Here is a 21214-nt window from a genome sequence, read left to right on the forward strand (position 1 = left end):
TAACGGCAGCTTGAACTCTATGGTTCAGAGCTGCCTTTTTCTATTTTCAGATCATGTTCACCCTGTTGCCGCAAGCGTTTCCCGCCGGATCGTTTGTTGAAGACCTTTCAGCCGGCTAGAAGATTCAGTTTTACCTGACGACCTGAAAGAGATTTGTTGCCCGTCCATTGGCATGACACATTTCCCGAATGAATACAGTAATATGAAGGAGATGAGAAGGATGTGTTCTTTGCTAGAGGACGTAAAAGCTTTCAGGCAAAAGATCGTGACAGAGCTTCAAAGCAGACAGGAGCCCGATGGATCATGGAGGTTTTGCTTTGAAGGACCGGTGATGACAAACAGCTTTTTCATTCTTCTTTTGACTTCTCTTGAAGATCAAGATTCTTCTCTTATCACAAGTCTCGCCAGGCGGATCCGTTCAAAGCAAAGCGAAGATGGAACGTTTCGGAATTACCCTGATGAACCGCGCGGAAATTTAACTGCAACCGTGCAGGGGTACACGGGGATGCTTGCTTCCGGCCTCTACAGCCGGAATGAAGAGCACATGCAGAAAGCTGAAGCGTTCATCAAATCTGAGGGCGGATTGAAGCATATCCACTTTATGACGAAATGGATGCTTGCCGCAAATGGGCTGTATCCGTGGCCAAAAGCTTATATCCCGCTGTCTTTTTTGCTCATCCCTCCCTATTTCCCGCTGCATTTTTACCATTTCAGCACTTACGCGAGAATTCATTTTGTACCGATGGCCATCACGTTCAATCGAAAATTCGCCTTAAAGAATAAACGGATCGGCTCACTGCGCCATCTGGATGAAAGCATGTCAAAAAACCCTTTAGATTGGCTCAATATCGATTATTTAGATGAACGAAGCTTTTATTCATTTCGTCTGCAATGGAAAGAGCTCTTCAAATGGCCGGCTTATGTACAGCAGCTCGGATTTGAAGCGGGGAGAAAATATATGCTGGACAGAATTGAAGGAGATGGAACACTGTACAGCTATGCCAGCGCAACGATATTCATGATCTACAGTCTGTTGGCCATGGGTATTTCAAAACATGCGCCCATCATCAAAAAAGCAGTCAGCGGTATCAAGCATCTTACAACTCCGTGCGGCGGTGAAGGTCTTTATTTGGAGAATTCAACCTCTACCGTGTGGGATACGGCTTTGGCAAGTTTTGCGTTGCAGGATGCAGGGGTGCCGCAAAAAAGCTCTGTCATCACATCAGCATCTGATTACTTGCAAAAAAGACAGCATGTTAAAAGAGCGGATTGGGCTGTCTTCAACCCTTACGCCATTCCCGGCGGGTGGGGGTTTTCAGATATAAACACCAACAACCCTGATCTGGATGATACAGAAGCCGCACTAAAAGCGATTCCCCGCCAAAACGGTCCTGCTGATTGGGATCGCGGCCTTAGATGGCTGTTATCGATGCAAAACAAAGACGGAGGATTTGCAGCTTTCGAAAAAAACGTCAATCATCCCATCATTCGCAATCTGCCGATCGAATCGGCCGCTGAAGCGGCGGTTGATCCGTCGACAGCGGATCTGACCGGTCGCGTTTTGCATCTGCTTGGAATAAAAGCAGGATTTAACAAGAATCATCCGGCTGTCAAAAGCGCCTTAAAATGGCTTTTTCAGAATCAGGAAGAAAACGGTTCATGGTACGGCCGCTGGGGTGTCTGTTATATCTACGGAACATGGGCGGCCTTGACCGGAATGAAAGCCGTCGGCGTCTTAGGCGAACACCCTGCCGTCAAAAAAGCCATCACATGGCTTAAATCGATACAGCTTGCTGATGGCAGCTGGGGGGAATCGTGCAAAAGCTGTGAAACAAAAAGCTTTTCACCTCTTCCCTACGGCACCGCCGTTCAAACAGCATGGGCTTTGGAGGCTTTGCTGCAATATGAGGCCCCTGACCAGCCGTTGATTCAAAAAGGAATTCGCTTTCTCATCGATGATGATAGGCGCCAGTCAAAACATCTTGACTATCCGACAGGCATCGGACTGCCCAAACAGTTTTACATTCGCTACCACAGCTATCCTTATGTGTTTTCACTGCTTGCTTCAAACGCGTTTATTAAACAAATGGAAATGGGGGAGAACGTTGAACCGAAATGAATATAAAGAGGAATTGACATCCTGGGCAAGGGAAATGAAGGAACAGGTGAAACATGATTCTTGTTTAGAAACGTTATTTCGTTCACTGGATGATCCGAATGCGACCGAACAGGAATGGTATGAACAAGCGGAAGCCGTATATCAAGCCGTTGGCCGGCACGCTCAATCCGACCGTCAGTCATTCAGGATGGTGCCGATCGGCGGCCACCGTCTGCCAAGGCTGCCCTACTCGTACTCAGCGCTTGAACCATATATTTCAAGAGAGATCATGTTTCTGCATCATACAAAACACCACCAAAGCTATGTCGACGGACTGAATAAAGCCGAGCGGGAACTGCAAAAGGCGCGGCAGACGAAAAATTTTCAGCTTGTGAATCACTGGGAAAGGGAGCTTGCCTTTCATGGAGCCGGACATTATCTGCATACGATTTTTTGGTATGCAATGAATCCAAAAGGAAAAAGAAAGCCTACAGGTGAATTGCTGGAGATGATCAACCGCTCTTTTGGAAGCTATTCGGCATTTAAGCAACAGTTTTCTGAAGCGGCCAAACATGTGGAAGGTGTCGGCTGGGCTATCCTTGTCTGGGCGCCCCGTTCACACCGCCTGGAAATTCTGATCGCTGAAAAACATCAGTTCATGAGCCAGTGGGACGTAATTCCCCTGCTTCCGCTCGACGTATGGGAGCACGCATATTACCTTCAATATCAAAATGAAAGGGCAAAATACGTTGATAATTGGTGGAATGTCGTTGACTGGAGAGAGCCGGAAAGACGCTTTGCCCAAGCAAAACGAGTTCAATGGGAGCCGTTCTGATTCAAATTCAATGGCGGGACTTCAGCTATTGAAGTCCTGTTTTGTTTCGGTAGTTGCGCCGGACATCGGCCTCCCCGTCAAAGACTTGCCTCAAAAAGCGGACGAGCCTTTCCTCTCACACCTTTCTCTTCTCGGCGCCAGGCAGCCGACGACACTGGCCGAATCGAGCTAAAGTGCCGATACCTTTTCACTCTCAATACCGTATCTATTTCTCTTAAACCTCTATCGTATGTAATAAGGTGTCAAGTAAAAGTTTAAATATCCCAGTTTATCTTGAGGATTGTTATAACCGATAACACGGAGATTGCTGAGGCGGAGTTGGGAGAGAAATCCCACAACCATACACCCTTCTGAATCTGCTATTTTAATCATTCCTTTATGAAATACCGAATCTCAGTCGATCCATATATCCCAAATTCATGCCTTAAGTATGAAATGTGAACGTTTTTTGATTTATTTGGAAAATAATCATTTTTCCTCATTCCTCTAATTCCAAAAATCGTTAAGCTATTCTACAAGAAGGGAGGAAATAAATGATCAAACTGTCGATGTTTGTCTGATTCAGCTGGCCAGTTTTTCGAAAAATGGCAATTTTATTTTAGGAGGGTTAATCATGAAAAAAATGTTTGCTTTCTTTACAGCCATAATGCTCGGTGTGACTTGTCTGCCGTACTTATCAGAAGCGAAAGAATCAAAACATACGGACAGTTCTGTTACAACCTTACCTTCTATGTCTGTACCCACATCTCTCAATCAGTCATTGAACCAGGAAAAACAACAGTTTAAAACTTCTGCTATTGATTTAAGCATCGGCCTCGATCTCTTAGGAATCGGAAACTCGATTAGGGATGCTATCGTTCAAAGCAATAACCGCAGCGGTTTCGTCAAAAACTGCATGGAAACCGCTTTTTATTCTGCAGGGCAAAGATATAATGTCATGGTGTTCAACTTAAGCCAAGGCTATCATAATGGTTTAAGAGGAGTTAAATTTTATGGATCTGCCAACTATCATGGCGTGATTTACGGCATTTGGGTATTTGAAAGCGGACAATTTACAAACCAAGGAGACGGCGGCTGGATTAACTGGGCCTTTAAAGGCTGGTTTGATCGAAACGGACAAACTGTAACATTCCGTAAGCCTTAATCAAAGTCAAGGTATCCCCTCTTCTGCTTGCTGGTAAAATCGTAAAAAACGAATTCACCGGCAAGCTTTTTTTATATTTCCGCACCAGAAAAACAGACGCCTTTTCCCTTCCATGCCCTTTCATCAAACACTTCCCCTTACCGATCAAATCGCCGAGAAAAGAAGACACAGCTGACCTAAGCGATGGGCTCGCAACTGTCTGCATGAAAAAAAGGCCGGATTTATCCGGCCTTATCAACAATTCAATCTTAGAATACGCCGATGACGTCCAAAAAGACGACAATAATGACGACTGGAGCTGCGTAGCGAATCAACAGAAGCCAGGCTGCAAACAATTTTCTGCTGATTTTAGAGCCTTCTTTCAATTCGGCAAAAAGTTCTTCTTTCGGTATTTTCAGCGGCACAAACACGGCGATGAGCAAAGCGCCGAGCGGCATTAAAATATTGCTGACGAGAAAATCCGCCGCATCAAAAATGGACAGATTGAAAATCGTTACATCCTGAAGCACCCCGTATGAAAGTGCTGAAGGAATACCGACGAGGAAAATCGCAATGCCTCCGACCCATGAAAAAACCTGTCTTTTTTTCGAATCACCTTTTGATAAGGATGAAACAAGAATTTCAAGCATTGAAAAAGCCGAGGTCAATGTCGCAAATAAAAATAACACAAGGAATGCCAATAAAAAGATGATCCCTAAAGGCATCTGATGAAAAACGGTTGGCAGCACGTTAAACAACAGCATCGGACCCGCATCCGGAGATAGGCCGAAAGAAAACACGGCGGGAAAAATGGCGATACCCGCAAGAACAGCCACAGATACGTTTAACAATGTCACCGAAAGCGCCGACTGCGCCAGGTTTTCCTTTTTAGATAAATACGAGCTGTACGTCACCATAACGGAAACACCGACACTCAATGAGAAGAACGACTGCCCCATTGCAAACAGAATCGTTTCGGTTTTGATGTGTGAAAGGTCCGGTTTCAAGAAAAATTCAAGCCCTTCCATCGAACCCGGCAATGTGACCGAGCGGATGATCAAAAGCAGAAAAATAATGAACAGAGCAGGCATCATAAACTTGCTCGCTTTTTCAATTCCGCTTCTGACTCCTTTTGCGACGACCAGGATCGTAATGATGATGAAGATCAGCTGGCTCGCCAAAACGAGATAAGGATTTGAAATCGTTTCCCCGAAGAGGTTGGCAAAGTCCGTGTTTCTTGATAATTCGCCTGTTAAACCTTTGAAAATATAAATAATGATCCAGCCGCCGACAACACTATAGAAAGACAGCAGAATAAAGCACGTAATAATGCCGAGCCGCCCGATCCAATGCCAAAGCGAACCTGGAGCCAGCTCCTTGTATGATTCAACGGCGTCTTTTTGAGTCTTTCTGCCGATAATGAATTCAGCCAATAATAAAGGAAGTCCAACCAATAAAGTAAAAAGGATAAAAATAAGTAAAAAAGCTCCGCCGCCGCTGGTTCCGGCAACATAAGGAAACTTCCATATCGCGCCTAGCCCGATTGCCGAGCCGGCCGAAGCTAAAATAAATCCGAGCTTTGATGACCATATATTTTGTTTATTTTCCACTAAAGCACCTCTTCTTCTATTAAAACTATTTGCACAACAGGCTACAAACTATCATTTTAAAAATGATAAACGAATTCGTCAAGGTTTTCAAATATTTCTTTCAGTTTACATAATATATTTATTGTCTATTATTATTTTATATTGAATTATTCAGAATATTAATTATAATAGGGGAATGTCACATTTTCTACGAGTGAGGAGTTTTGATTGATGAATCTTTTAGCTAAAATCAGCCAATTTACAGGAAAAACGTTTGCCATCTGGGTGATCTTATTCGCGGTGCTGGGATTTGCATTTCCCTCCTCTTTCACATGGATCAGCCCTTATATTACCATTCTGCTCGGGGTGATCATGTTTGGCATGGGATTGACGCTTTCAGCAGATGATTTCAAAGAACTGTTGAAAAACCCGCTGCAGGTGCTGCTCGGCGTCATTGTGCAATACACTGTCATGCCTTTGATCGCCTTTGGACTAGCCTATGGACTCGGTCTGCCATCTGAAATTGCAGTCGGCGTCATTTTGGTCGGATGCTGTCCAGGTGGAACGGCATCAAATGTCATGACATTTTTGGCAAAAGGCAACACGGCGCTGTCTGTCGCCATCACGACGGTGTCCACTTTGCTGGCGCCTTTTTTGACACCGTTTCTCATCTTATTTTTTGCGAAGGAATGGCTTCCCGTATCTCCCGGATCGCTATTCATCTCGATCTTGCAGGCGGTGCTTCTGCCGATTTTAGCAGGACTGATCGTCCAATTTTTCTTTAAAAAACAGGTCGAAAAAGCGGTTCAGGCCCTGCCGCTTGTCTCGGTCATCGGGATTGTCGCCATCGTCGCCGCAGTCGTCGGTGGCAACAGGGAAAATATTATACAATCAGGGCTGCTGATTTTTGCGGTCGTCGTTCTTCATAATGGCCTCGGCTTGTTTCTCGGCTTTATTTTAGCCAAATGCTTTAAAATGGATTATGCTTCGCAAAAAGCCGTCGCGATTGAAGTGGGCATGCAAAATTCCGGACTCGGAGCTGCGCTTGCCACCGCTCATTTCTCCCCGCTTTCCGCCGTCCCGAGCGCGGTTTTCAGTGTCTGGCATAACCTTTCAGGATCGTGGCTTGCGACATACTGGTCAAAACGCGAGAAGAATGACGTCCATTCTCCTGCCCCGCGAATGTTAAATAAAAAGCTTTGACCGATATAACGGTCAAAGCTTTTTTTCTCGATTTATCCTTCCAACAGAAGCTGTTCCGGATCTTCCAGCAGATTTTTAATGGTAACCAAAAAGCCTACCGCTTCTTTGCCATCGACAATCCGGTGGTCATAAGAAAGCGCGATGTACATCATCGGTCGGTTTTCGAAACGCTCTTCATCAATGGCGACAGGACGAAGCTGGATTTTGTGCATTCCCAAGATGCCAACTTGCGGGCTGTTCAAAATCGGAGTGGACAACAGTGAACCGAACGTTCCTCCGTTTGTAATCGTGAATGAACCGCCTTGAAGTTCTGAGAGCGCCAATTTATTGCTTCGCGCTTTCTTCGCAAGCTCTCCGATATCTTTTTCAATATCGGCAAAGGTTTTCCGGTCTGCATCGCGAACGACAGGGACGACAAGGCCGTCAGGAGCGGCAACCGCGATGCCGATATCATAAAACTTTTTGATGAGAAGCTCGTCGCCTTGAATTTCCGCATTGAGAAGCGGGTATTTTTTCAGAGCGGCGACAACGGCCTTTGTGAAGAATGACATGAAGCCGAGCTTCACTTCATGCTGTTCGAGAAATTGATCTTTTCGGCGTTTTCTGAGATTCATGACAGCCGTCATATCCACTTCGTTAAAAGTCGTCAGCATAGCGGCGGTGTGCTGAACTTCAACAAGGCGTTTGGCAATCGTCTGTCTCCGGCGCGACATTCTTTGCCGTTCGACAGGTTTCGCCGAATCTTCAGTCTTAGCGGCCGGTGCCTGCGCTTCACGTTTTGGTTCGGCTTGGGCTTTTGGCGGCTGCTCATGTTTTTGGTAGGATGCGACATCCTGTTTTCTGACCCTGCCAAGCGGATCGCCGGTAGGGATTTCTGATAAATCAATGCCTTTTTCACGGGCAAGTTTTCTGGCAGCCGGAGAAGCGATGGTTCTCGCTTTTTCTTTCTCCGTTTGAGCACTTGAGTCCTGTGCCGCGGCTTTTGTTTCCTGTGCCGCCTCTCCTTTTGAATCCTCAGGCGTTTTTTGAACGTCAGGCTGAGGAGCGGAGGATGCTTTTCCTTCTCCCTCGCCTTCTGAAATCGTGCCGATCACTTCGCCGACCTGAACCGTGTCACCGGAATCTTTCAGCACTTCCTGAAGAACACCGGACTGTTCTGCCGTCAATTCGACATTGACTTTATCCGTCTCCAGCTCCAGCAGGAACTCCCCTTGTTCTACATAGTCTCCCGGTTGTTTCAGCCATTGGGCTATCGTTCCTTCTGAAATTGATTCCGCTAGTTCAGGTACTTTAATTTCCGCCATCTTTTAGTTCCCCCTTAGTTTTTGCGAGTCAAGCTATCAGATACAATACGTTCCTGTTCCTTCTTATGAACGGTCGGATCCCCTTCTGCCGGACTGGAACGTCTTCTTCTGCCAATATAACGCACTTTAACACCATTTGGAGCGACTTCTCTTAAATAAGGCTCAATATAGTTCCACGCTCCCATATTTTGCGGTTCTTCCTGAACCCAGACGATCTCTTCCAAATGCGGCAGCTTGCTGAAGAGCGCCTTGATGTGTTTCGCTGGGAAAGGATAGAGCTCTTCAACCCGTGCAATATGGAGCCAGTCTTTTTCAGCTTCCATCTTATTAAAGTAATCACTGATATCAATCGATACTTTACCGCTCGATAGGACGAGGCGTGTCACCTTATCATATTGATGGTTCAGACCGGACATTTCATATACCGGCTTAAAGGTGCTGGCGCTCAGCTCCTGAACTTCCGAGACTGTATTTGGATTTCTCAAAAGGCTTTTCGGCGTCATGATGATCAGCGGACGGATTTCCTCGCGGAGAAGCATCTTCGCCTGCCTTCTTAAAATATGAAAGTATTGAGCGGCGCTTGTCAGATTGGCAACGGTCCAGTTATTTTCTGCTGCAAGCTGCAAAAAGCGCTCCGTTCTGCCGCTGGAATGCTCAGGCCCTTGACCTTCATACCCGTGAGGCAAGAGGACGACAAGTCCTGATTTCTGCCCCCATTTCGCCCTTCCTGCGGAAATAAACTGATCAAAGTACACTTGTGCCGCGTTTGCAAAATCGCCAAACTGCGCTTCCCAGATCACCATCGTTTCCGGTGAAGCAACATTATAACCGTATTCGAAGCCAAGGACAGATCCTTCAGAAAGCGGGCTGTTGTGAACCGCGAATGACGCTTTCGTATCTGCAAGGTGATGCAGCGCAATGAATTCGTCCCCTGTCTTGCTGTCATGAAGGACAAGGTTGCGGTGTGCGAATGTGCCGCGTTCTGAATCCTGGCCGGTCAGCCTTACAGGTGTGCCGTCTTTCAAAATCGAAGCAAACGCCAGCGCCTCCGCCAAAGACCAGTCGACTTTTCGGTCATCCTCAAACGCTTTGGCGCGCCTTTCGAGAATTCGTTTTAACTTTCCGAAAACGTTGAAGTTTTCCGGCCATGCGATGAGCTCTTCGTTTATTTTGCGCAGGAGATCAAAATGAACGGATGTGTCGACCTCCGGGAATCCGTTGGAAACCGGCTCCGGCAGGACGATTTCATGTGTCATGTCTTCTTTTTTGGCCGGCACTTTTCGGTACGCATCTTCCAAACGCTTCAGAACCGAATCTTGAATTTTTTGAACCGCCTCTTTTTCAATGATTCCTTTATCGATCAGTTTTTCTGAAAAAATGGTTTTGATCGTCGGATGCTTTTTGACCGCATCGTACAGCCTCGGCTGCGTCGCCACCGGTTCATCCATTTCATTATGCCCGAAACGGCGGTAGCCGATCAGATCAATCAAAAAGTCCTTGTTGAAGGTCTCGCGGTATTCGACTGCGAGCTGCACCGCTGAAAGACAAGCTTCAGGATCGTCTGCGTTCACATGGACAATCGGAATTTCAAAGCCCTTTGCCAGATCGCTGGCGTATTTCGTCGATCTGGATTCGTTGCTTTCCGTTGTAAAGCCGATCATATTGTTGGCGATGATGTGGATCGCTCCGCCGACCTGATAGCCCTTCAGCTGACTTAAGTTCAACGTTTCTGCGACGATTCCTTCCCCAGGGAACGCCGCATCTCCGTGGATCAAAATCGCCATGGATTTTTTGACGTCTTGAACCGGATAGCCTTTTTCTGTTCTCGTCTCCTGCGCAGCCCTAGTCGAGCCTTCTACGATCGGATCGATGAACTCAAGATGGCTCGGGTTGTTGGCCAGCGTGATGCGCGCCGTTTTTGTCTGTTCATCCTGAATCTGCCGGTTGGCGCCAAGGTGGTATTTGACATCACCTGTCCAGCCGTAGTTGATTCCGGTTGAGCCTTCAGACGGGACAAGATCTTTGTTCGGAGCGTGCTGGAATTCGGAAAAAATAATTTCATACGGCTTTCCCAGCACATGCGCCAGAACGTTGAGACGCCCCCTGTGCGCCATTCCGATATTAATGTTTGTCGTTCCGGAAGAAACCGACTCGGCGATAATATCATCCAGCATTGGCACAAGCGCATCAAGACCTTCGATTGAAAAACGTTTCTGCCCGACAAATGTTTTGTGGAGGAACTGTTCAAGACCTTCAACTTCCGTCAGTCTTCTTAACACTTCTATTAATTTCTCTTTTGATTTCGGGGCGAATAATTCCCCCGATTCGATCTTTTTCATCAGCCAATTGCGCTCTTCAAAAATATGCACATGGTCAAACTCAAAAGAAATCGACTTTTTGTATGTGTTCCTTAAGTACTGGATGGCTTTTAAACCGTTTGTGACTTCTTTAGGGGCATCTTTGCATATCACCGATGCCGGAATTCTTTCCACATCCTCCTCGGTTAAACCGTACTCGGCAAGCGGAAAAAGCTCCTGTTTGTCTTGCGTTTTTCTCAATGGATTGACGGAAGCGTTGAGATGGCCATAGGTTCTAATATCTTCTGCAAGTTTTATTGCCGATGCGATTTTTTCAATAGATTCAGCCGTAAAATTTGCCTCTCCTTGTGTTTCAGAGGCGGCCCTTATGTCGCCCGGGGGAGCTCCGAGATCGTCAAACATCTCTTTTAAATCAGGCTCCAGACTTTCCGGATCCCTGACATACTGATCATAAAGCTCCAGCACGTAGCCGAGGTTCGGACCGTGAAATTCTTCCCAAGTCATTCTTTGTTTCATTTGATTTTGAAACATTTGAACATTACCCCCAACCTAATTATCAAGTGAACAATTCACTATCTTAATATATCTTCTGAACCCTATGCCCAGAAATATGTAATAAAAACGCTTCCACGTATATTTTACCACTGTTTGTGAATCGTTTCTACACAGATTGTTCAAATAAAATTAAAAAATCGTCTTGAAAAATAAGAAAATTTATAATTTCGAACTTTCAGAGTATAAACCATTGGCAAAAGATTCATTCATTCCTTATTTTTCCCCTTTCGGCTGTTTTTTAACATCCTGAATGTGCTGTGCTGTTTTCAACAGCGATTTTCAAAATTAAAGTTGTTAAAGATAATAAAAATTTCGCTACTTTCCTTTTTATCGGCATAAAAAACAGATGGCTAAAGAGCTTGAGCCATCTGTTTTCTCTAACCTATACTTTTGTTCAACAGTTTTTTTAACAGCGGATACAGCACATCAGGAAGCTGGTCGACGTCAGGGACGAAGAGGCTGTATTTTCCGTACATATCCTGGATCGTTTTAATTTGCGATTCTTCGATTTCGCTGTTCGACAAAAACACATTGATGACTTCAATGTTTCGTTTTCTCGCTTCCATCACCGCTTCATGGGTGTCGACGATCCCGTTTTGTTCATAATTGAAAGCAGCCGGCTCTCCATCTGAAAAAACGATCAGGAATTTTTGCGCTTCGCTTCTTTGAACAAGCATGTTCGTCATCTGCCTGATCGCATAGCCGTCCCGATTGTCCTCTTCCGGTTCAAGCTGCATGATGTGCGGACCGGCTCCTTCTTTTAAGGAATCGGAAAACGAGACCGCCATGTGAAAGTAGTTAGGCTGGCTCGTCTCTGTCGCATCATTCGTGTCCTCCCAAAAACCGACGATTTGATGAGGGACGGACACTGATTTAAGCGCTTCATGAAACAGTACGATGCCCCTTTTCGTCTCCGCCATTTTGTCATGCATGCTTGCCGAACAATCGACAAGCAAAGTAAAAACAGCGTCGATTTCGGTTGACGGTTCTTGTTTTTTGTAAAAAAGGCGCGGATTCCGTTCTGTAAAGTACCGCAGCAGCTTATTGTTCAGCCTTCCGGCGTGCAGGTCAGTCCTCGGCAGCGTTTTTTTGTGCTCCAGTGTTTTTTGGATCATCTGTTTGAGCCGCTTTTGATACGATTCGATTGATTTTGCCTGGCTGCGGTATTGCAAAACCTCTTCACTTGCAGGCTTCTCAGGCGTTTTAAAAATGGAAAAAGCGTAGCGGTTTTCTTTGCCGCCGGCCGTTCCTCCGGCATTCGGTTCGTCTTGTACAGCTTCAAGCGATTCCAGTTTTGAATAGTCTTTTCGTTTCGTCTGCTTCGCCGTTCCCTGTACTGAACCGAGCGCCTGGTCGCCGTCTTCCCCTTCTCTTAAAGCGCCGCCCATGATATCCGTTTTTGCACCGTGTTCGAGGTCAAACTGCAGAAAGCTTTTGGCCGGTGCTTCTGTTTCCCTGTGCCAGGTCGGCATTTCTTCGTCATGGACATCTTCGTCACCGGCGCTTTTTTCTTCAAGTGTGAGATCTTCGCTCAGTTTGGGCTTTGCTTTTAAATCATGGAAAAGGTTTTCTTCATCAACCTCTTCGTAATCGAGTTCAGGAAAAAAGAAATACGTATTCAGCATATCTCTTTCTAGAACTTCTTCAAAACCTTCCATTAATGTCTTTACAATTGCAGCTGTCTCTTTCGTAGAGTGTGTTTCATATACGCGGCTAAGCTCGTTTTCAATCCAGCCTTTCATCGGATCGATTGAGTCATGGATATCAGGGATGCTTTCAAGCGGGGACTCGGCCGTCAGCTTGACATAGATTGCGCAAAACAAGGCGTCCGTAAAAATACTCCGCTCCAAATTCAAGGTCAGCTGAGTCGCAAAATGCTTTCGGTACATGTTTCTGCGGCTTGTGAATACCGCTTTTGTGCCCGGACGCTCCCGCTTAATAGACTCTTCGATTCTGATATCCTCAAAAAGCATAAACAGCTGCTTTGCTAAACTCTTAAACTGCAAATGCCGGACGGCGTCCAGCATGTTGGAACATTCGTTCATTGAGCTGTAGCGGGTTCCGACTGCCCGAAGGTAGACATCGCTTTTCAGTCCATCGACCATATCCTGATAGGCGCGGTCTTTCCAAAAATGACTCATATAAATCTTTTTTTCAAACGGATTGTAATAGGACTGAACGCCGTACTCCACTTCGACCTGATCGCTTTTCGCCAAGGTCTTGGCTAAGTCCGTGAGCTCCATAAACAGAAAAGAATCAATCTTGCTGTCATTGAATTTTATAAACCTCATATAGGAACCCTCATTCAAACAATGTTTGGGCAATATTGCGGACAGCCGCTTTTTCCCGCTCATCGTCCAGCTTTTCCACGATGCCGCGTTCGATCGCACGAAGCGGCGGTATATAGGCCGCCAAATCGCAGGTATCCAGGAGCGCTCTGATCGATGCTGCCTCTTCAGACACCTGGCCGTTGCGCGCTTGCGTCATTAAATCACCGGACAATGTCACAAACTGGCTGATGAGCTTTGCGTCCTTTAATTCGGATTGTGTTTCAAGCACCCGCCGCAGCAGATCGCCTTTAATGTAGGGCACTTCAATGATGACAAAGCGGTTTTTTAATGCCTCGTTCAATGGAACGGTTCCCACATATCCTTCATTAATCGCCGCAATCACGCCAAATCCGTCTTTTGCTCTGACCACTTCGCCGGTGAACGGGTTTGTCATCATTTTTCGATAGTCGAGAACTCCGTTTAAGATAGGCAAGGTTTCCGGTTTGGCCATGTTGATTTCATCAATATATAAAAAGTGTCCGTGATTCATCGATTTCGTAACAGGCCCCTCAATAAATTCAATCGAGGCGTTCCCGTCTGTGTTTTCGATCGTCTTATAGCCGACAAGCGCTTCCGCATCAAGATCGACCGAACAGTTGACACTATGCATCGGTTTTTGAAAGTAAGCGGAAAGCGTTTCGGCAAGTTTTGTCTTTCCAGAGCCTGTAGGCCCTTTTAGCAAAACGTTTTTTCCCAGTGACAGCGCGATCATCGCATCTTCTAAAACAGCGCTGTCCTCCGCTTCATAGCCGGGGGACCCGATCAAAGATTGAAATTCCGGGCCGGCCGGTTTGGCGGCAGACTGAATCAGCCGCTCCTTAATTTTCTCGGGCAGCTCTAGTTCGTGCAGGTCATATTTCATAAGTTGTAAAATTCCTTTCTTCAAAAACGTCTTCTTCTATACGAGTATACTAAAAATAAGCCAAAGTCCTCAATATATATGACTGCTGCCCCGCCGCACCTAACGGTTAATGTTTGCTCTTATTCGAAAGAGCGCCGCACACCATTCGATCGCCGGCGTTTCCGGACGGATTTGTCAGATCGTCATCCTGGTGCTCATGAATGATAAACGCGCTTCCATCATGATCAAGCAGGCTGAATTTGCTTGACTTGTCCAAGTTGACATCTGGTGCATTCACTACAACATCAACTTTGCCGTCTGCCCCTACTTCGATATTGGGCAGATCACCCGCATGATGTCCCTTCGGATTATTGAAGCCATGCTCTTTTTGTGAAGGGTTAAAATGAGCGCCGGCACTTTCAAAATCGGGCTTCCGGCATTCTCCTGTTTCATGGATGTGAAAAGCGAGCAGCCCCGGCGGCAAATGATGGGCGCTGACCCTGATATCAAGGCCTTCCTCAGCCGATTCAGACACTTCTATAAAACCGGTCTTCGTGCCGTCGCGTTTAATGAGAGGCACTTTTAAAGGCTGTGTCATTGGTTCAAATGTTTCCGTATGCTCTTCGTCGGCGTCTTTTTTTTCAAGGTCTTTCTGCTGTGCGCATGCCGTTAGCGAACAAATGAGTAAACCCGCCAGCAGTACGGTGAATGATCGGTTCAATGCGAAATCCCCCTTATCTTTTTCCATTTAGTTTAGACAACGGGGGGATCTGATAAACCTTTCGTTAAGCCGTCTTTAAAACAAAAAAGCCATATAAAATGGCTTTTAAAAATTGTAGCGCTTTGCACCAAGATAGCGCTGTTTCCAATACGAATTGTTCATATCGCTGATGGAGACGCCGGAATCGTTGGCATTGATAAATTTTCCGTTGCTCAGGTAGATCCCTACGTGTGAAGGGCCTGCTTTATATGTTGAAAAGAAAACGAAATCTCCTCTTGAAGGCTGGCTGACAGGCGACATTGTATTCCAATACCCAGCTGCACTCAATCTTGAGACAGACGTGACTTTGTTCAGCACATAATAAATAAAGCCGCTGCAATCAAATCCTGATGGATTGTTGCCTCCCCATCTGTACGGCACGCCCAGCTGCTTCTCCGCTTCTGCGATCATGCGCTCGACTTTTGCGCTTGTCGAAGTGCCGCTGGAAACCGAGGAGTTCGATGTCTTGGATGAAGAGCTTCCCGATGTTGCCGACTTTGACGCACCGGATACTTTCAGCTTCTGTCCGATTTGTAAGACATCTGTTTTCAGATTGTTGGCTTCTCTGATGCTTTGTACCGTCACATTCAGCGAGTTGGCGATTTTCCATAAGGAATCTCCGGGCTTGACAGTATATGTCGTCGTTTTAGAACTGCTGCTTGTGCTCGATTTGCTTGATGAAGAATGTGAAGACGAACCCGAAGATGAACTGCCGCCGGAAGCGGTCCCTTTCACTTTAAGGACTTGGTTCGGGTAAATGGTGTCCGACTTCAAACCGTTCAGCGTTTTGATTTCGGCAACTGTCATATTCAAACCATTGGCAATTTTCCATAAGGAATCTCCTAGTTTGACTTTGTACGTGCTGCTTGAGCTGCTTGAACTTTTCGATTTCGAAGAGGAGCTGGCGCTGGATGACTTCGTACTGCTGCTTGAACTGCTGCTTTTTCCGCCTCCCTTCACAATCAGCTTTTGGCCAGGATAAATGATGTCGCTGCTTAAACCGTTTAAGCTTTTGATCTCATTCACGCTCGTCTTGTAGTCGTTTGCAATCAGCCACAAAGAATCTCCCAATTTAACCGTGTAGGTAGATGTTTTTGAGTTTTTGCTCGAACTTGCGCTTGAGCTTTTGGCTTTTGTGCTGCTTTTTGACGTGCTGTCCGGAATTTCCAGGGTTTGTCCGGCATAAATAACTGTAGATGAAAGATGATTGGCTTTTTGCAGAGCGGAAACGCTTGTGTTGAACTCGGTCGACAGTTTCCATAGCGAATCACCGCTTTTTACCTTGATGGTCTGGGCTTCTGCGGGTGACGCAGCCAATGAAGTTCCAACTACCGCAGAGGCCGCCAGACCTGCTGCTATCTTCTTCTTCATAACCTATGAACCTCCCGTTTTCATTTTTTGTTCTCTCTATGTATGAGATTACATTTGCCGCTGCTTAAGATCTAAGCCCGGCAACAAACAGCGGGTGATCTGATCACCATATGTTTGTCCTTTGGCCAAAATCCCCCTTTTATACTCTTAAGCACAAATGCAATTCACGATTTGTATCGGCTGATTTTATTGTTTTTTAATAGTTTTTTGCTTTTTTACAATTTTTATATCGAAAATACGGACTGATAGACACATTGACAAAAATCAACGCTTTTTAACAAACCTGCGTGATTCCAAATGGACGGGGCGGAATGGATATGCTTTTCATCTCCTGCTCTATTTCAAAATGAAGACCGCGGGAACAGATGAGGGCAGGCCCGGACGAAAACTTTAAAGTTCTGAAAATCGCTGATCGTTCAAGTTTCCGAGCATTTCAAATTAAACTTTATCAATATCAAACATGTTCGTGTCCAAAGACGGTCAGGCAATCAGATGGGCATTGTTTCGCTGTCTCTCAACCTTTTTCTGAAAAAACAGCTGTCCATTTCCATCAACCGCCTCTATGACCAAATCCCGATCAGAATCAACCATTTTTCGCCATGAAACTTTTCGTAGAGATCATAAATTGACTATATCATACATTTTTTTTGCCAACATCCGGAATAAGGCGTGTCTTTTCCTTAGATCAAACGTCGTTTGATCGCATTAAATTTCAGTTCTAAAAACCTATTATGACAAAACGATGAATCGAAATATGTAACTTATAACTTATAAAACCCTTTGACTTAATAGACGAAATGACCCATTCGGCAATTTTCGGCTGATAAATTGAAATGAATTGTGAAGTTTGTCTGGGATACTTTTTGTCGTTTTTCTGTATTCTTCCATCTCTTATGCCGCATCATAATCATGAAGGAGGTGATACCGTGACCATTCAAAAAGCGTGTCAATATGTATTTTCCCTTTTGGGTGTCATTTCTTTATCGTTTATTTATGTGCAGATGTTTAAGACAAAAAAAGATTAAGCAGACATTGATTGAATTTTATACATATCGTGTTATAATTTCTCTCGTTATCCAAAAGAAACGGGGAACTTAAAATGAGGGAAACGAAGGATTTAAGGGGAAAAGCGACACAGTTTATCACGATTTTAATTCCGATCCTGATCACACAGGCAGGCTTGTCTTTCATGACATTTCTAGACACGGTGATGTCCGGAAAAGTCAGTGCGTCTGATCTCGCCGGCGTTGCCATCGGGTCCAGTTTGTGGACACCTGTTTATACGGGACTGGCCGGAATTTTGACGGCTGTCACGCCCATCGTCGCCCAGCTGATGGGAGCCCAAAAGCAAAAGGATGTTCCGTACACTGTGATTCAATCGATTTATGTGGCGGGACTTATCAGCGTTCTTGTTATGGCTTGCGGTTTTTTGATGATTGATCCAATCCTGGAAATGCTTCAGCTTGAAGCTAAGGTATCCCTTATCGCGAAGCAGTATTTGTCCTATCTCGGGCTTGGCATATTGCCGCTGTTTGTGTACAACGTGATGCGCTGCTTTATTGATTCACTCGGCAAAACGAGAGTGACCATGCTGATTACTCTATGTTCTTTGCCGATTAATTTTGTGTTAAATTACCTATTTATCTTCGGGAATTTCGGATTTCCTAAATTGGGAGGAGCCGGAGCCGGCTTGGCTTCCGCTTTAACCTATTGGTGCATATGCTTGATTTCCTTATTCATCGTTCATAAGAAAACGCCTTTTTATCAGTTTAGGGTTTTCAGGACATTCTATCGGTTTTCCTTTACCGAAAGCTTGAATCTGCTGAAAATCGGCCTTCCCATCGGCTTTGCCATCTTCTTTGAGACGAGTATTTTTGCGGCCGTGACCTTGCTGATGAGCCATTTTGACACGGTGACAATCGCTTCCCATCAGGCAGCGATGAATTTCGCTTCGCTTCTTTATATGCTGCCGCTCAGCGTCTCAATGACTTTGACGATCGTCGTCGGCTTTGAAGCCGGGGCAAAACGTTTTAAGGATGCGAAGGCATACAGCTATCTCGGCATTTCAATTGCGATCGGGTTTTCGTTGTTCACCGCACTTGCGATTTTATTGTTCAGACAGCAAATCGCCGGAATGTATACGACAGACTACAATGTCTTGCTTCTGACAAAGCACTTTTTACTGTACGCCTTGTTTTTCCAGCTTTCAGATGCCATTGCAGCACCGATTCAAGGAGCGCTCAGAGGGTATAAGGATGTCAACTACACCCTTGTCACAGCCCTTGTTTCCTATTGGATCATCGGGCTCCCCGTCGGTTTTCTCGTCGGGACGTATACTGCGTTTGGAGCGTACGGTTATTGGATCGGCCTCATCGCGGGGCTTGCCGCCGGAGCGGTCGGGCTTTTCTTCAGGCTCAGATTCATTCAAAACCGTTTCCAACAGCATTTAAAAAAGGTATAGAGCATGGCGCTCTATACCTTTTTCTTGTGTATCAATCATCCCACTGATAGGTCCAAAATGCCTCTTTTTCAAACCATGTTTCTACGACGGGCTCACCATTCTCAAGCTTTTTCTCTATCTCTTTCAGCAAGCCTCCCGTTTGCGATTTATGCGCTTTTAAAGCGTTCATTTTCACATCTGCAACACCTTTGACATCTAGAACGACATCGGGCTTGCCGAGAACTTCTTCCCTGTGATGGGTGATCGCCATGCATAAAACCCGCGGCCGGTCTTCTTTCTTTTTGCGGGATAAGGCGCGGATGACCGCTTCTCCGCATGCATCATGATCGGGATGTACGCCGTGTCCGGGGTAAAATGTCACGATCAGGCTCGGGCGGACATCATCGATGACAGCCTCGATTTGATCGGCCAGCTTTTCTTCATCTTCAAATTCGAGTGTTTTATCGCGAAAACCGAGCATGCGCAGATCTTGAACATCCATTTCCCGGCACGCGTTGATTAATTCCTGTTTTCTGAGCATCGGCAGGGTTTCCCGATTGGCAAAAAGCGGATCCCCCATATTCCTTCCCATCTCACCCAGCGTCAGACACGCATAGGTCACGGGTATGCCTTCTTTTCGGTTTAAGGCAATCAGGCCGGCCACTCCGAATGATTCGTCATCGGGATGCGGCAGAATCACTAATAAATGCTTTTCCATTTATAACACCTTCTTTTTAGACTGCAAATGGCTTTTTGCTGATTTGAAGCGAAATGGCAAGCTTGCCGCCCGGCAAATAACCGGCAAGAAGCAGCCGCCCTTCATCATCGATTGTATAATCTGTGAGGCCTTCTGCGTAAATCCAGCCGTCTTCTGTTTTAAGACCTGTGCGATAAGGCCCGGTCCCCGTTATTTTTGCGCGGGAGCAGACGACCTTCGCATTTCTGATATAAGCAACCACCGTCATGTTCTGCTCGTCTTTATGGGCAGAATAAGACCCGGTCGTCGTCTCCAAATGAATATAGACAGGCTGGTGTAGGAATGTTTGTAAAGAAGCCTGCACTTCTTCCATATTGATTGCTTTCATGTTACTCCCTGCTTTCTCCATTTGTTAATAGCTGCAGACGTTCTGTATGCAGTTCAATCAGTTTGAGCTTCACATCCGTTTCCAAAGCGGAGTTTGTAATGCGCCGGACGCATTGGAAGTATTTTTCAAATTGCGTTTTTCTAAGCCTCGGATGTGTTCTAAGGTCGCTTAGTTCATCATCAATTGCCTGGAAAAGCGTTTCCATCCCCTCTCCGTTCATCGTGCGGTTCTTCCAGAGGGTCACATAAGCCTTGAAAAGTTCATGATCGTTCTCCATAGCTGAAATCGACCTCCACATCCTTTTTTAGGTCATGTTTTTAATTATACATGATCGGCGTTTCTTGAAAAGAAAAAGGGCTTAGGAGTGATACGAGTTTTTTCTTTTCACCAATACTTTAGACGGCTTCTTCCATTTAAACTGTGAGAGGGTAAACAATACGAGTGCGGCCCAAATGCATGAGAATGTTAAAGCCTTGGCGCTGCCGAACGGTTCATGGTAGACGAATACGCCTAAACATAACGTAATGGTTGGAGCGATATACTGCAAAATGCCGACTTGATACAGCGGAAGCTTTTTGGCTCCTTCTGCGAACAACAGGAGCGGAATGGCCGTTAACACACCGGCTAAAAACAATAAAATCATCGTGCCGATACCGCCGGATGCAGCCAGCGAATGCTCAGGATGGCGAAAAAACAATAAGTAGACAACGGCGACAGGCGCGATCATCAGCGTTTCAAGTGTAAGCCCGATGGCGCTTGAAAGCGACATCCGTTTTTTTGCCAATCCGTAAAGTCCGAAGCTGAAAGCGAGCATCAGGGCAATGTACGGCACAGAGCCGTATTGAAAAGCGGATATCAGGACGCCGGCTGCCGCAAGGAGAACCGCCGCTGTCTGCAGACGGGACAGTTTCTCTTTCAAAAATATGATGCCGAGCACGATCGAAACAAGCGGATTGATGTAATAGCCGAGGCTCGCTTCAAGTATATAGCCGTGGCCGACGGCCCATATGTAGACATACCAATTGATTGAAATCAAAACGGAGGAACATACGAGCGGAACGAGAGCTTTTCGATTCGCCAAGAGCGACTGAAAAGCCTTGACCCCGTTTTTCCATTGCCGCATCGCGAGAAGCACCCCGCACATAAAAACAAACGACCAAATGATGCGGTGTGCAAGGATATCAAGAGCTGCCGTTTGATCGAGAACTTTCCAATATAAAGGAAGCAGCCCCCATAATAAATAAGAACATGCTGTGTAAATAATCCCTTTCGTTTGAGCTGTGTGATTCATCTGTGATTCCTTTCCTTTCTTCATCACGATCCGCGCTTATTGGCATATACTGTACCGTCTATGTGAAAGGA

17 protein-coding genes are annotated in these 21214 nt (G+C 45.8%); 6 read left to right on the top strand and 11 right to left on the bottom strand.

From position 1 onward, the window contains the following. Window positions 1-220 precede the first annotated feature (220 nt). The 4 genes from ACINLD_RS06465 to ACINLD_RS06480 all read left to right on the top strand — a co-directional run bounded on the left by ACINLD_RS06465 (window position 221) and on the right by ACINLD_RS06480 (window position 4077). Window positions 221-2119 (top strand): prenyltransferase/squalene oxidase repeat-containing protein, encoded by a 1899-nt coding sequence (locus ACINLD_RS06465; protein ID WP_077736618.1) that lies wholly within the window; start codon window positions 221-223, stop codon window positions 2117-2119. After that, window positions 2106-2933, top strand: a complete 828-nt coding sequence (locus ACINLD_RS06470; protein WP_410206950.1) for a superoxide dismutase — start codon at window positions 2106-2108, stop codon at window positions 2931-2933. The genes ACINLD_RS06465 and ACINLD_RS06470 overlap by 14 nt, the downstream gene beginning before the upstream one ends. A gap of 28 nt (window positions 2934-2961) precedes the next feature. Then, window positions 2962-3105: a hypothetical protein gene (locus ACINLD_RS06475; RefSeq protein WP_163170560.1), complete on the top strand. Its 144-nt coding sequence runs from the start codon at window positions 2962-2964 to the stop codon at window positions 3103-3105. 441 nt (window positions 3106-3546) lie between these two features. Then, window positions 3547-4077 (top strand): hypothetical protein, encoded by a 531-nt coding sequence (locus ACINLD_RS06480; protein WP_026587471.1) that lies wholly within the window; start codon window positions 3547-3549, stop codon window positions 4075-4077. Window positions 4078-4325: 248 nt separating this feature from the next. On the opposite strand, the gene ACINLD_RS06485 is transcribed toward ACINLD_RS06480, so the two are convergent. Beyond that, entirely contained in the window at window positions 4326-5666 is a 1341-nt protein-coding gene (locus ACINLD_RS06485) for a sodium-dependent transporter (RefSeq protein WP_410206951.1), read from the bottom strand. Window positions 5667-5876: 210 nt separating this feature from the next. Between ACINLD_RS06485 and ACINLD_RS06490 the strand changes: the two genes are divergently transcribed. Continuing rightward, the gene (locus ACINLD_RS06490) at window positions 5877-6848 is read left to right on the top strand and encodes a bile acid:sodium symporter family protein (RefSeq protein ID WP_026587473.1); all 972 of its coding nucleotides are present in this window, start codon (window positions 5877-5879) and stop codon (window positions 6846-6848) included. A gap of 32 nt (window positions 6849-6880) precedes the next feature. On the opposite strand, the gene odhB is transcribed toward ACINLD_RS06490, so the two are convergent. The 6 genes from odhB to ACINLD_RS06520 form a co-directional block, all read right to left on the bottom strand. After that, window positions 6881-8152 (bottom strand): 2-oxoglutarate dehydrogenase complex dihydrolipoyllysine-residue succinyltransferase, encoded by a 1272-nt coding sequence (odhB, locus tag ACINLD_RS06495; protein WP_026587474.1) that lies wholly within the window; start codon window positions 8150-8152, stop codon window positions 6881-6883. Window positions 8153-8166: 14 nt separating this feature from the next. Then, a complete protein-coding gene (gene sucA, locus ACINLD_RS06500) occupies window positions 8167-11001 on the bottom strand; it encodes a 2-oxoglutarate dehydrogenase E1 component (protein ID WP_026587475.1) in 2835 nt (944 codons plus the stop codon). A 401-nt stretch (window positions 11002-11402) separates the two neighbouring features. Beyond that, window positions 11403-13316 carry a vWA domain-containing protein gene (locus ACINLD_RS06505; protein ID WP_026587476.1) on the bottom strand — a complete coding sequence of 638 codons (1914 nt, stop codon included), beginning with the start codon at window positions 13314-13316 and terminating at the stop codon, window positions 11403-11405. Between the two features lie 10 nt (window positions 13317-13326). Next, entirely contained in the window at window positions 13327-14217 is an 891-nt protein-coding gene (locus ACINLD_RS06510) for an ATP-binding protein (RefSeq protein WP_026587477.1), read from the bottom strand. Window positions 14218-14323: 106 nt separating this feature from the next. Continuing rightward, a complete protein-coding gene (locus tag ACINLD_RS06515; protein ID WP_026587478.1) occupies window positions 14324-14917 on the bottom strand; it encodes a superoxide dismutase family protein in 594 nt (197 codons plus the stop codon). Window positions 14918-15022: 105 nt separating this feature from the next. Then, window positions 15023-16327: a LysM peptidoglycan-binding domain-containing protein gene (locus ACINLD_RS06520; RefSeq protein WP_410206952.1), complete on the bottom strand. Its 1305-nt coding sequence runs from the start codon at window positions 16325-16327 to the stop codon at window positions 15023-15025. Window positions 16328-17426: 1099 nt separating this feature from the next. On the opposite strand from ACINLD_RS06520, the gene ACINLD_RS06525 reads away from it, so the two are divergent. After that, on the top strand, window positions 17427-18788 hold the full coding sequence (locus tag ACINLD_RS06525) for an MATE family efflux transporter (RefSeq protein ID WP_026587480.1): 1362 nt from the start codon (window positions 17427-17429) through the stop codon (window positions 18786-18788). Between the two features lie 31 nt (window positions 18789-18819). On the opposite strand, the gene bshB2 is transcribed toward ACINLD_RS06525, so the two are convergent. The 4 genes from bshB2 to rarD form a co-directional block, all read right to left on the bottom strand. After that, window positions 18820-19485: a bacillithiol biosynthesis deacetylase BshB2 gene (bshB2, locus tag ACINLD_RS06530; RefSeq protein WP_077736616.1), complete on the bottom strand. Its 666-nt coding sequence runs from the start codon at window positions 19483-19485 to the stop codon at window positions 18820-18822. 16 nt (window positions 19486-19501) lie between these two features. Then, window positions 19502-19852 carry a YojF family protein gene (locus tag ACINLD_RS06535; protein ID WP_026587482.1) on the bottom strand — a complete coding sequence of 117 codons (351 nt, stop codon included), beginning with the start codon at window positions 19850-19852 and terminating at the stop codon, window positions 19502-19504. Window position 19853: 1 nt separating this feature from the next. Continuing rightward, entirely contained in the window at window positions 19854-20129 is a 276-nt protein-coding gene (locus ACINLD_RS06540) for a hypothetical protein (protein ID WP_026587483.1), read from the bottom strand. Window positions 20130-20210: 81 nt separating this feature from the next. Next, window positions 20211-21143: an EamA family transporter RarD gene (rarD, locus tag ACINLD_RS06545; protein ID WP_410206953.1), complete on the bottom strand. Its 933-nt coding sequence runs from the start codon at window positions 21141-21143 to the stop codon at window positions 20211-20213. Between the last annotated feature and the right edge of the window lie 71 nt (window positions 21144-21214).

The sequence above is a fragment of the Bacillus sp. z60-11 genome (genome assembly GCF_046464135.1).
Taxonomy (GTDB): domain Bacteria; phylum Bacillota; class Bacilli; order Bacillales; family Bacillaceae; genus Bacillus; species Bacillus sonorensis_A.